The 12,204-nt window shown below is 51.8% G+C and carries 11 protein-coding genes; 7 read left to right on the top strand and 4 right to left on the bottom strand.

Annotated elements, in window-relative coordinates; all coding sequences use genetic code 11:
* The first annotated feature begins 2 nt into the window (after nt 1-2).
* A complete protein-coding gene (locus tag GOB58_RS07360) occupies nt 3-794 on the top strand; it encodes an alpha/beta fold hydrolase (protein ID WP_086553719.1) in 792 nt (263 codons plus the stop codon).
* 11 nt (nt 795-805) lie between these two features.
* Here GOB58_RS07360 and GOB58_RS07355 read toward each other — a convergent pair whose 3' ends face one another.
* Nucleotides 806-2,467 carry an NAD(P)/FAD-dependent oxidoreductase gene (locus GOB58_RS07355; RefSeq protein WP_173559775.1) on the bottom strand — a complete coding sequence of 554 codons (1,662 nt, stop codon included), beginning with the start codon at nt 2,465-2,467 and terminating at the stop codon, nt 806-808.
* Between the two features lie 123 nt (nt 2,468-2,590).
* Between GOB58_RS07355 and GOB58_RS07350 the strand changes: the two genes are divergently transcribed.
* The 5 genes from GOB58_RS07350 (at nt 2,591) to GOB58_RS07330 (ending at nt 8,280) form a co-directional block, all read left to right on the top strand.
* Nucleotides 2,591-3,670 (top strand): cation diffusion facilitator family transporter, encoded by a 1,080-nt coding sequence (locus GOB58_RS07350; protein WP_242005262.1) that lies wholly within the window; start codon nt 2,591-2,593, stop codon nt 3,668-3,670.
* A 49-nt stretch (nt 3,671-3,719) separates the two neighbouring features.
* Nucleotides 3,720-4,640 carry a cation diffusion facilitator family transporter gene (locus GOB58_RS07345; protein WP_369822903.1) on the top strand — a complete coding sequence of 307 codons (921 nt, stop codon included), beginning with the start codon at nt 3,720-3,722 and terminating at the stop codon, nt 4,638-4,640.
* Nucleotides 4,641-4,765: 125 nt separating this feature from the next.
* The gene (locus GOB58_RS07340) at nt 4,766-6,145 is read left to right on the top strand and encodes a chloride channel protein (protein ID WP_173559773.1); all 1,380 of its coding nucleotides are present in this window, start codon (nt 4,766-4,768) and stop codon (nt 6,143-6,145) included.
* A gap of 105 nt (nt 6,146-6,250) precedes the next feature.
* Nucleotides 6,251-7,231, top strand: a complete 981-nt coding sequence (locus GOB58_RS07335) for a CobW family GTP-binding protein (RefSeq protein ID WP_086553685.1) — start codon at nt 6,251-6,253, stop codon at nt 7,229-7,231.
* Nucleotides 7,228-8,280, top strand: coding sequence for a WD40 repeat domain-containing protein (locus tag GOB58_RS07330; RefSeq protein ID WP_173559772.1), 1,053 nt, complete (start codon nt 7,228-7,230; stop codon nt 8,278-8,280). Before GOB58_RS07335 ends, GOB58_RS07330 begins: the two co-directional genes overlap by 4 nt.
* Nucleotides 8,281-8,303: 23 nt before the next feature.
* Here GOB58_RS07330 and GOB58_RS07325 read toward each other — a convergent pair whose 3' ends face one another.
* Both GOB58_RS07325 and msrB read right to left on the bottom strand, forming a co-directional pair.
* The gene (locus GOB58_RS07325; protein ID WP_086553683.1) at nt 8,304-9,134 is read right to left on the bottom strand and encodes an alpha/beta fold hydrolase; all 831 of its coding nucleotides are present in this window, start codon (nt 9,132-9,134) and stop codon (nt 8,304-8,306) included.
* Nucleotides 9,135-9,171: 37 nt separating this feature from the next.
* Complete coding sequence (msrB, locus tag GOB58_RS07320; protein WP_086553716.1) at nt 9,172-9,567, bottom strand: peptide-methionine (R)-S-oxide reductase MsrB; 396 nt, start codon at nt 9,565-9,567, stop codon at nt 9,172-9,174.
* Between the two features lie 189 nt (nt 9,568-9,756).
* Between msrB and GOB58_RS07315 the strand changes: the two genes are divergently transcribed.
* The gene (locus GOB58_RS07315) at nt 9,757-11,232 is read left to right on the top strand and encodes a cryptochrome/photolyase family protein (protein WP_242005261.1); all 1,476 of its coding nucleotides are present in this window, start codon (nt 9,757-9,759) and stop codon (nt 11,230-11,232) included.
* A gap of 24 nt (nt 11,233-11,256) precedes the next feature.
* Here the strand turns inward: GOB58_RS07315 and GOB58_RS07310 are convergent, their stop codons facing one another.
* Entirely contained in the window at nt 11,257-11,529 is a 273-nt protein-coding gene (locus GOB58_RS07310) for a YggT family protein (RefSeq protein ID WP_233133264.1), read from the bottom strand.
* Between the last annotated feature and the right edge of the window lie 675 nt (nt 11,530-12,204).

Here is a 12,204-nt window from a genome sequence, read left to right as displayed (position 1 = left end):
TCGTGCTTCTCAATGTCATCGAGCGTAACCCCGATACGCTGCCCGCCTCTGACACACCACTTCCGACTATTGTGCTCATACATGGTCTGTTCGGGCAGGCGCGTAATCTTGGTTTTGCGCAGCGTCACCTGGCTGCAACCCACCGCACTCTGGCTATTGATCTGCGCAATCATGGCAAAAGTCCCCATGGCCCCATGACCTACCAGATCATGGCAGAGGATGTGCGCGAAACGATACGACATTTCACGACTGAACCTGTTATCCTGCTCGGCCACTCTATGGGGGGCAAAACCGCCATGACCCTGGCGTTAACACACCCCGAGATGGTTCATAGCCTGATTGTTGGTGATATTGCCCCGGGCGCCGGCGGCTTTGCAAACATGGATCTCTCATCCGGGCTGGAACATGTTAATTTTCCTGCCAGGCTCGACCGCAAAGAAGCAGATGCTCTGCTGCGTCCGCTTATTCCCAATGATTCTGTACGCCAGCTTATGATGCAAAACCTCACGCTGGGTGAAACACCAGGCTGGTCCATCGGTCTGCATGATATATTTCAGAGCCTTCCCGCAGTTATGGGCTGGCCTGACTTCCCCCCTGACACACACTATGAAGGGCCGGCCTTATTCATCAAAGGGGAGCTGTCACCTTATATTCAACCGCATAACTTCCCTGTGATGCGTCAGCTTTTCCCGCACTATACGCTGGAGACAATCGAAAAGGCCGGACACTGGATTCACGCCGATGCCCCGGCCCGCTTTATCGAGCTGGTTGATGCCTTTATAAAAGCTCATTAACCGGGTTGTTCTTATCGTAGGGCGGCACCTTCAACGCGGCGCCCTGTGATAGCCAGTGCTACAGCCTCAGCAATACGGATACCATCAATCCCGGCGGAGAGAATACCACCGGCATACCCGGCCCCCTCACCTGCGGGGAACAGACCCGGCGTGTTGAGAGACTGACAATCCTCCCCGCGCGGAATACGCAAAGGAGACGACGTGCGGGTTTCGACACCGGTCATCACCGCATCCTCCATCGCAAAACCTTTGAGCTTACGATCGAACAGCGGCAGAGCTTCACGCAGGGCCTCAACGGCAAAAGCCGGCAAACATTTTGACAGATCCGTCGGTGTGACACCCGGTTTGTAGGAGGGCACGACAGTTCCCAGGCTGACAGAAGGCCGACCCGCCAGAAAGTCACCCACTCTCTGAGCAGGGGCTTTATAATCTCCGCCACCAGCCAGAAAAGCCTGCCGCTCCCAGTGACGCTGAAAAGCAATTCCAGCCAGCGGGTCATCAGGATAATCCTCCCCAGGGCGCAAATCAACAACCATACCAGAATTCGCATTACGCTCAGCACGGCTGTACTGGCTCATGCCATTTGTAACCACATGCCCCTCCTCAGAGGCCGCGGCGACAACTGTTCCCCCTGGGCACATACAGAAAGAATAAACACCACGACCATTGCTGGCATGGTGCACCAGCCGATATTCTGCCGCACCCAGCAGCTCATGCCCGGCACTGCTGCCAAACCTGGCAGTATCAATAACCGACTGCGGATGCTCAATGCGTACCCCCATGGAGAACGACTTGGCCTTCATCTCCACACCACTTTCTGCCAGCATAGCAAAAGTATCACGTGCACTGTGCCCGACAGCCAGCACGACATGATCGGACTCAATAATTTCGCCACTGGCCAGCGTCACGCCACGGATCGCTCTGGTAGCCGGATCAAGATCGAGCGCATCAACACGGCAGCCAAAACGATACTCCCCTCCGGCTGCCTCTATTTCTGCGCGAATATGCTCAACCATTGACACCAGACGAAAGGTACCAATGTGCGGATGAGCAAGATATAAAATCTCTTCAGGCGCGCCGGCCTTCACAAATTCACGCAAAACCTGACGGCCGAGAAAACGCGGGTCACGCACCTGACTATATAATTTACCGTCAGAAAAAGTGCCTGCACCTCCCTCGCCAAACTGCACATTGCTTTCAGGCGTCAGCACTGAACGGCGCCACAGGGCGAAGGTATCAACCGTACGTTCGCGCACAATTTTACCGCGCTCAAGCAATAATGGACGCAGGCCCATACGGGCCAGCATCAGCGCAGCCATAAAACCACAGGGCCCGGCACCAATCACTATCGGGCGGCGATAACCTGGTTTTGAGGCACAGACCGCACCGTCACTTACCGGCGGGGTCCAGCTCATATCCGGGCTGACTGCGACATGCGTGTCACGCGGGTGGGCTGCTTTATAGCGGGCCAGTACACCGGCTTCATCCTTCACGGTGCAGTCAATGGTGTACACCAGCCGCACAGCGTGACGCCTGCGGGCATCATGCCCGCGCCGAAACACACTGAACTCCTCCAGTTCTTCCGAAGAAACTGAAAGTTTCTGACAGATAGCCTCCTCCAGTTCTTCCGGTGAGTGATCAAGCGGAAGCTGCAATTCTGTCAGTCGAAGCATGGCGCGGCCCTTATCAGATGTGGTAAACAAAAAACACCGGCATAACACCGGCTTCCCGTGGCTGATGGCTTACAGATGCAATCAGCGATCGAAAAGCCACTCTGCCAAGGAGAGAAACATTTTATGGTCAAAGTGCCCTCTTCGCATCAGCATACAGATGCCGTTGACAGCCATGAAGCTGATACCCACGCACACTGCACGCACAGCCACAATGATCATGAACACAATCATGATCACCACCACGGCGAGCATCACGACCATGATCATGACCATAGTCACGGCTGGTTCAGCGCACACTCACATGCGCCGGCATCATTTGGCATGGCGTTTGCCATCGGTATCCTGGTTAATACCATTTATACCGGAGCAGAGGTAGTCTGGGGCCTGCTTTCACACTCGCTGGCGCTGCTGTCTGATGCCGGGCATAATTTATCAGACATTCTGGCACTGGGAGCCGCCTGGCTGGCAGACACGCTCTCTAAGCGTTCTCCTGATACACAATTTACCTATGGCTTACGCCGCTCATCTGTACTGGCTGCTCTGAGCAATGCAGTGGTGCTGCTGCTTGTTACCGGCGGTGTCGCATGGGAAGCTATTCTTCGCCTTTCTGACCCCACACCTGTAGCTGGCAAAACCGTGATGATTGTCGCCGCCCTTGGTATTCTTATCAACGGGGGCTCAGCCCTGCTTTTTGCAGCAGGGCAAAAACATGACCTCAATATCCGCGCAGCTTTTCTGCACCTGATGTCAGATGCCGTCATTTCTCTGGCTGTGGTGGTTGCCGGCTGGTTTATGCTGCTGACCGGCAAAGCCTGGATTGACCCTGTTGTCAGCATTATCATTTCAGCCCTTATCGCCCTGACCACGTGGAATCTGTTACGTGATGCCATGCACATGGCTATGGATGCCGTACCGGCCTCGGTTGATTACACCGCGGTAAAAGAGTTTCTGCTCTCCTCCCCCGGTGTTGAGGACCTGCATGACCTGCACATCTGGCCACTCAGCACCACCGAAACAGCCCTGACAGTACACCTGGTGCGCTCCTCCGTTACATCTGATAAACCGGCTGAAACGTCAGACAATATGCTCACAGGTATTCATGAAACACTGCTCAGCCGTTTTCGTATCGCACATGCGACGATACAAATAGAAAGTGCCGGGTACGTTCCGTCATGCCGTCTGACAGACCCTGATTCAGTCTGAGACCTGGACTGTCTCTTCCACCTCCCTCTCTGAAAGAAAGCTGTTACCCTTGGGTCTCTCTCTGCCTGAAAGCAACAAAAGCATTGCCATATACAGCCTTCTGGTCAGCCTTGTCGCCCTGAGTCTGAAATATGCTGCATGGGCTGTCAGTGGCAGTATCGCACTGTATTCTGATGCGATTGAAACCATCATCAACGTTGTTTCTGCCGTGGGAGGACTGTGGGCTCTGAGCATTGCTGCCCGCCCGGCAGACCACAACCACACTTATGGCCATTATAAAGCAGAATATCTCTCAGCCGTTGCTGAAGGTACGCTGGTTCTGCTCACAGCCTTCATCATTGCACGGGAAGCGTGGCTGGGCTGGCAGCACCCGCACCCGCCGACTGCCCCTTATGAAGGGATTGCGCTCAATGGTGCGGCAACACTGGTAAACCTTATATGGGGCATGGTGATGCTGCGTGCGGGCAGAAAGCGCCGCTCACCTGCTCTGATTGCCGGTGGGCAGCATGTTCTCTCTGATGTCTGGACAGGTGCAGGTCTGATTGCGGGTATCACACTTATTCCCCTCACAGGCTGGGAGCGGCTCGATTCCATTCTCGCCGGCCTGATTGCCCTTAACGTACTGCGTGTGGGCTGGGGTGTTATGCGCGACTCTATCGCCGGCCTGATGGATCAGGCTCCTGCCCCTGAAACTATTGAGCAGATCTGCGATATTATTGCCTTAAAAGGCAAAGGGGCGATTGAGGCACATGACATCCGCACACGCGTCATCGGAGCCATGACGTTTCTTGACTTTCACCTGATTGTACCGGGCAATATGACCGTGACAGAAGCCCATGATATCTGCGACCTCATTGAGCAGGAACTCAGCAGGCAGATGGGCAACACCCTGGTACATATTCACGTCGAGCCTGACAACATGGCCAAGCATGAAGGTATTGTTTTCTGGCCACGTCCGGCAACAAATTAAACTATTATCGGCTGCCAGGGTGCACTTTCCCTTATAATCAGGCCGGTAAGGCACAGAGATATCTTTCTTTATAAAGGGAACGTGCTAAGAGCACCCGCATCTTTTACTAAGCCTCAGGATTTCCCATGCCGTCCAGCATGACAGCCGCCTCCGCACAGCTCCGTCATATTCGTGAGCAGGCAAAAGCCGGAACAGCAAGCTGGCGCCGTAAGCTGATTTACTGGTCAGGTGCTGTGATGGTGGGAATTGTAGCGGTTGGTTTTGCTGCCATAGCTGATAAAGCGGCGCATCTGCGCAGTCATATCATTGCCATCAGCCCTCTGCTTATGCTGCTGGTCACGCCCTGTGGCATGGCTCTCTCCTCATGGCTGACAGTGAAATGGTTTCGCGGTGCACAGGGCAGTGGTATCCCCCAGGCGATTGCGTGCCTGCATCTGCACGACTTCAAAACCATTGATAAGGTTTTGTCCCTTCGTATTGCTTTTGCCAAAATTCTCCTCACGACACTGGGGCTGCTTTCGGGGGCTTCTATCGGGCGTGAAGGACCGACTGTTCAGGTGGGTGCATCTATCATGCACACTGTCGGCCGGTTTATGAAAATCAATGACCCCATGCGCCAGCATGCTCTGATCAAAGCCGGTGGTGCCGCCGGGGTTGCTGCAGCCTTTAATACACCGCTCGCTGGTATTGTTTTTGGGATTGAAGAGCTTGCTCACTCTTATGAGCAGCGCACCAGTGGCACCATGCTGACCTGCGTCGTGCTGGCCGGGGTGACAGCTATCGCTATGGTCGGCAATTACACATATTTCGGGCATACTGACTCTGTCGTGCCGGTGGGAGCCAGCTGGCTGGCTGTTCTGGTCTGCGGCATTGTCGGCGGGGTTACAGGCGGGCTGTTCTCTGCTCTCCTTGTGCGTATTTCACGGGGTATTCCCGGTTATGCCGGCCGCTTTATCATGCAACACCCGATTATTTTTGCTGCACTATGCGGTTTGGTTCTGGCTGTTATTGGTGTTCTCTCTGGCGGCATGACATACGGCACAGGTTATTTTCAGGCCCGGGAAAGTATTATGGGCACCCAGCACTATCCCATGTCCTATTTTATTCTCAAATATATCGCGACCATTGTTTCCTACTGCTCTGGTGTACCAGGCGGGCTCTTTGCGCCTTCACTCTCTGTCGGTGCGGGCCTTGGCGGATGGATCGCACAGTTTTTGCCACACTCCACTCCGGGCGCTGTCGTGCTGCTGGGCACTGTCGCTTACTTCGCCGGGGTGACGCAGTCCCCCCTGACAGCAACTGTCATTGTTATGGAAATGTGTGATAACCAGCAGGTTACACTCGCTCTGCTGGCCAGCGCATTCCTGGCCTTTGGCGTTTCACGCGCTATCTGCAGCCATGCTCTTTACGGTGCTCTGGCCGTCAAATTCCTGCGCTCTGCCACACCACGTCGTGCACAGCATACACAGCCCGCCAAAGTGATGCGCGACCATGCTTCCTCCTGAGGCATAACTGAGCCTGCCAGAGAACTCTGCTCTTCTTCTCTGGTATCAGGTCAGAATGCACCCTATATGAGAACGACTTCATGCCGTTAACGGAGACCCTGTTTGATGTCTGACTCTCCCACTTCTGATGCTCTGGTGCCCGTCACAGTCCTCACGGGCTTTCTTGGTGCCGGAAAAACAACAATGCTCAACCATATTCTGACGGCTCAGCACGGCCGTAAATATGCGGTTGTCGTCAATGAATACGGCGAGCTTGGTATTGATAACGATCTGGTTGTCGATACGGATGAAGAAGTGTTTGAAATGAACAACGGCTGCATCTGCTGCACAGTCCGTGGTGATCTTATCCGTATTCTGACCAGCCTGATGAAACGCCGTGGCAAATTTGACGGCATTATTATTGAAACAACCGGCCTGGCTGACCCTGCCCCTGTTGCTCAGACTTTCTTTGCCGACGAAGATGTCAGAAGCAAAACCCGCCTTGATGCCGTCGTTACCGTCATTGATGCTATGAACATTGAGCAAACCCTTAAAGAAAGCCCTGAAGCGCACCAGCAGGTAGCTTTTGCTGATGTTCTGATTCTCAACAAAACCGACCTGGCCGACGAAGCACAGCTCGAAGCTGTGGAGAAAACTCTCAAATCAATTAACAGCATTGCTCCCGTTCACCGGACAAAAAAGGGCAACGTCAAACTGACTGATGTGCTCGACCAGGGCGGTTTTGACCTTGAGCGTGTTCTTAAAAATATGCCTGAATTTCTCGAACACCCTGAGCATAAACATGAAGCTGATATCAGCAGCGTCTCTCTCAGCCTTAAAACTCCGCTGGATGCCAATAAATTCCAGCTCTGGATCAGCGCCCTGCTCCAGGAAAAAGGAGCTGACATGCTGCGCACCAAGGGTATTCTGAATTTTGAAGGGCAGCCTGACCGCTTTGCTTTTCAGGCCGTGCACATGATGGCTGATGGTGATTCTATTGGCCCATGGAAAGAGAATGAACCGCGCGAATCACGCCTGGTCTTTATTGGTCGTAACCTTAACCGTCCTCAGCTGCGGCGTGGATTTGAAAGCTGCGCAATCGCATGAGCACTCCCACCATCCACGGGCTGATTGATAAACGCGGTGCTTCACGCGTTGTAAACGGCCATATTATTGCCTGCACAGCATCACGCGATAGCCAGCGTTTTGCTTTCACCACCGGTGAAGGCGATGTCATAGTTATTCATCGTGCTGACCTGACAGAAACCTCTGCCTGGGTCACCCACGCTGTGCATGACGGCTCGGCATTGTGCATTGCCCCCGACACGGACCCACACAGTTTTCTGACTGGCGGAGATGATGGCCGTCTGTGCCGCATTGATATGCATGGCGAGATTGAAGAGCTGAGTAAAAGCCGCCGCTGGGTTGACCATGTCGCCACTCATGTCGATGCCAAAACCGGCTGCATTGCTCTTGCCACAGGTAAACAGGTTGAGCTGCGCGATGCAACAGGCCGCAAACTTGTCAAAACACTCGAGCACCCCTCAGCTGTGTCAGGGATTGTTTTTGATGCCAAAGGCAAGCGTATAGCGGCCTCTCACTATAACGGGGCATCAGTCTGGTTCACTCAGCCTAAAAGCGAATCTGCCCGCGTTCTGGAATGGAAAGGCAGCCATATCGGCATTGCCATACATCCTAAAGGGGATGCTCTGATTACCGCTATGCAGGATAACGACCTGCATGGCTGGCGTCTGTCTGACGGTCATAATATTCGTATGAGCGGTTATCCTTCCAAAGTACGCTCACTCTCCTTTTCCTCAAACGGAAAATGGCTGGCAACCAGTGGAGCAGACTGCGTTATTATGTGGCCATTTTTTGGTGGTGGCCCAATGGGTAAAGCCCCCAAAGAACTTCCCGGTGCCGGTGGTGCCCTGTGCACCTGTGTTGCATTCCACCCTCAGCAGGATGTCGTTGCCGCCGGTTTTTCTGACGGCACAGTGCTGCTGATTGAGACTGAAAGCCAGCGCGTTCTGCCCGTTACCACAACGGGCAAACATGGTGCTGTCACTACCCTGGCATATAGCGCTGATGGCTGCCTGCTGGGCTTTGGTACAGAAGGCGGACAGATTGGTATTGTAAACCTTTCTGCTTCCTGAGTGCGTATTTCAGAGTGTCGGGCTCAAAGCCCGGCCTCTGCTTCAGCCCGCATTAAAAAAGAACGTATCAGCGCATTTACCTCTGCTGCCTTTTCAAGCTGCGGCATATGCCCTGCCCCCTCCAGAAAATGCACTGTGACACGTGATGGCAGACCCTGCCCATGAGATGCAGGTAAAATAGCATCCTCAACACCCCAGATCACCTGAGCGGGGATATCAGTCGTCGTAAAAACGGAGCGTAGAATCTGACGCTGCCTGCTTCCGTCAAAACAGGCATTCACAATATGATGCAGAGCCTCTCTGACACCCGCGACGTTATGATTACTCAAAACATCTTCGACGGCTTTACGGCCAATAAGAATTTTTGCAGCGACCAGCTTTTCCAGCACCAGACGCATAGCAGCCGGATCATCTGCCTCAATAAAATTGTAAAGAAACTCAGCATTCACTTCAGCCCCAAGGGCTGCTGGTGCAATCAGGCTGAGAGACGCTGCCTGGTCAGGCCTGAGCTGCGCGAGGCTAAGAGCTATCCCTCCTCCAAGCGAGTGCCCCATAAGATGCACCCGTGGCAGCTCCATTTCTGTCAGCATATGCGAAACAATACTGGCAAATGCCCGTAATGTACCCTCCCCTACATGCAGGCACGAAGAGCCGTGACCAGGAAGGTCAAAAGCAATGACACGCCGGCCAGCAGCAAGGGCATTCTGCGTCAGAAACCAGCTGTTAATGCTGCCCCCAAAGCCGTGAATCAGAACCAGAGGAAGTCCTTCGCCCGCACCTGCATCGCGGATAGCCAGGTCATAGTCACCAACCTGCCTGAAATATATTTCAGGGTGTCCCGCTACGTCAGGCATGACCCTCTGGTCCGCCTTTACTCCCGATTACCACGAGTTATCCTTCATCAGGCAAAAAATCGAGAACAATCCCGTTAATGCAGTAACGGTCCCCGGTAGGAGGCGGACCATCAGGAAAAACATGGCCAAGGTGCCCCTTACATACTGAACAAACAACCTCGGTACGCACCAGACCATTACTAATATCAACCATACTTTCTACCGCACCAGAAACCGGGGCGTAAAAAGATGGCCAGCCACTACCGCTTTCATATTTTGTCCCGGACACAAATAAAGTACTGCCGCAGCCAATGCATGAATATGTACCGCTACGCTTTTCAGAATTAAGTTTGCTTGAATTTGGTGGTTCTGTACCGCGCTCACGCAGAACAGATTCCTGCTGTGATGTCAGCCTATGCACACCACAGGCCTCATTAACAGCCTTATAAGTCATAGAGTTACTTTCTATATTTTTTTGCATTTAAATACTACTCGCACTACTTTGTTATCGCAGCGATAAAAGACATAAAGATTCATAGGATATTTTCGGTTACTATACATAACTTCATATATAATTAAAATTGTATTAATTATATTTTAATAAAATAAATAAAAAGTGACCACACTGGCAGGTATTGTCAGCATGTCATCTTTCGTCAAAATAGTATTTATGAACATTGTATCATCCCCCTCACAACCGGCTCTTGTCCTGCTTCGGGACGATTTTCGTATTACTGACAACCCGGCCCTTCATGCCGCAATCAATAGCGGAAAACCGCTTATCTGCCTGTATGTTCACGACGCTGCCACAACAACGCAGGGAGTCGTCAAATGGTGGCTTAGCAAGGCACGTGCGACATTTGCCGCAACTCTACAGAAAATGGGCGGTGATCTGGCTGAAATAAGTGGACCGGCAACGCAGATTATCCCGGAACTTGCAGAGAAATTACATATTGATTCTGTCTTCTGGAATCGCCGCTATGATTTGTCAGGACGTGAGCAGGATACGCACCTCAAAAGCACCCTGCAGGACGCCGGATGCACTGTACATTCGCTGCCCGGGCGCCTGTTACATGAACCATGGGTTTTACGCACTGGCAGCGATCAGCCTTATAAAGTGTTTACCCCCTGGTGGCGTGCACTGCAAAAACTAGGAGCACCAGGCCGCAGCCTGCCAGCACCAGAGAAGGTTACCTTCTTCCCCTGGCCAGATGATCTGAAAAATCTCATCTTTAAAGAATCAGAAATCAGCCTGCCGGAAGGCGCATGTGATGCAGAAAAAGAATGGCTCTGCTCAGAGGAAACCGCGCATGAGTTGCTGGAAACATTTCTCGAAACAGGGCTGACACACTACAGCACGGACAGAGACCGGCCTGATAAAGACGGCACGTCGTCTCTCTCCCCTTATCTTCGGGCCGGCCTCCTGTCAGCCCGACAGGTGTGGCACGCAACCGAAGCTGTTATGCGGCAGAAACCACACCTGGCAGATCAGGGATGGACATTTTTGTCAGAGCTGGGATGGCGCGATTTCGCCTGGACTCAGTATTTCTATTATCCTGATATGGCGACAAAGAACCTTCGCTCTGAATTTGATCATATGCCATGGCGTGATGATGAAACCCTGTTTAATGCATGGAAAATGGGCCGCACAGGTTATCCGCTGGTTGATGCCGGCATGCGCCAACTTTATGCAACCGGGTGGATGCATAACCGGGTCAGAATGGTAACAGCCTCTTTTCTGACAAAACATCTGCTCACAGACTGGCGTAAAGGCGAAAAATGGTTTCGGGAAAGACTGGCTGATGCTGACCCGGCCCAAAACGCAATGAACTGGCAATGGTGCGCCGGCACGGGCGTTGATGCCTCCCCCTGGTTTCGCATTTTCAACCCGGTCGGCCAGTCCGAAAAATTTGATCCATCAGGCGAATATATTCGTCAGTGGGTGCCTGAGTTGCGCGCTCTGCCTGATAAATTAATACATACACCATGGCAAGCAGGCGGAGATTTGCTCAGGCATACAGCTGTGACAGCAGGCAAGCGCTATCCCGCCCCGATTGTAGACCTGAAAACAGCCCGGGCGCACGCCCTCGAGCTTTATAAAAACCTGCCTCAGAACTGATCTGAGGCAGGCTGCTGCATCCGCTTAGCCTGCTAATATATAACGAAAAACCTCTATCAGACCAGGTTGCACGGCATAGCGGATCAGAAGAAGTACAACCATAGGACTAAAATCAACACCGCCAAGATCGGGCAAAATTCTCCTGACAGGAGCCAGAACAGGCTCTGTTACGGCCTCAAGGAAATATCCTGCTCTCTGAACGAAGCTTTTACGGGCATCAAGCACCCCAAAAATACACAAATTGATAAAAATACATGAAGCAAGCAGAACCCAGCAATAAATGTTCAAAAGACGCATGAGTAAAATGAATATCATGAACAACAAGTAATTATTCCTTACTTAATTCTAATACAGACCCCAAACGAAGGCACAGGCCCCTCTCCGCGAGTATGCTAACAAACAGGATTATAACCATTTTGGGGGATAAAAACTAACCTGTAAACGATCAGAAACTGGTTTGTAAATTACATTACAACACTCTGATCATACTGATTTATAATGAACTATAAAAAAACCGGGCGCATCTCATAACCCGCTTTTATTTTCTGCCAGCAGAATACTCAGCTTTACAAAATGCAAGAAAATACAACTGCACCAGAAACGCAGGGATCATAATACAGGACAGGGATATACCAGACAAAAAACAGGATGCCAGCAAAAATGCCGGTGCCAGACAAAGTAAAAATACAGAAAATCTGTCACCGATATTATCAAGCGTCAACGCTGAACAGCTTCCTGATAAAATAAGAAATATAACTGAACACAATCTGGGAAACAGATTATATCTGCCTCCCTTTATCAGCCCGTGAGAAAGCTGATCGAGAGAAGAAACTCGTGCCGACCAGCCCATAATTTTAAATAAAAATGAAAACGGCAAAATTAAAATATCAAAAACATTTTTAAAAAGAGAAAGAAAACCTTCAATAAAAATCGGCACAGACAAAAATACGACACCGCACGCTATATTTACAA

This window comes from Acetobacter thailandicus (assembly GCF_011516655.1).
GTDB lineage: Bacteria > Pseudomonadota > Alphaproteobacteria > Acetobacterales > Acetobacteraceae > Acetobacter > Acetobacter thailandicus.
The sequence above is the reverse complement of the archived record's forward strand: the minus strand, read 5'-3'. Positions and strand labels throughout refer to the sequence as shown.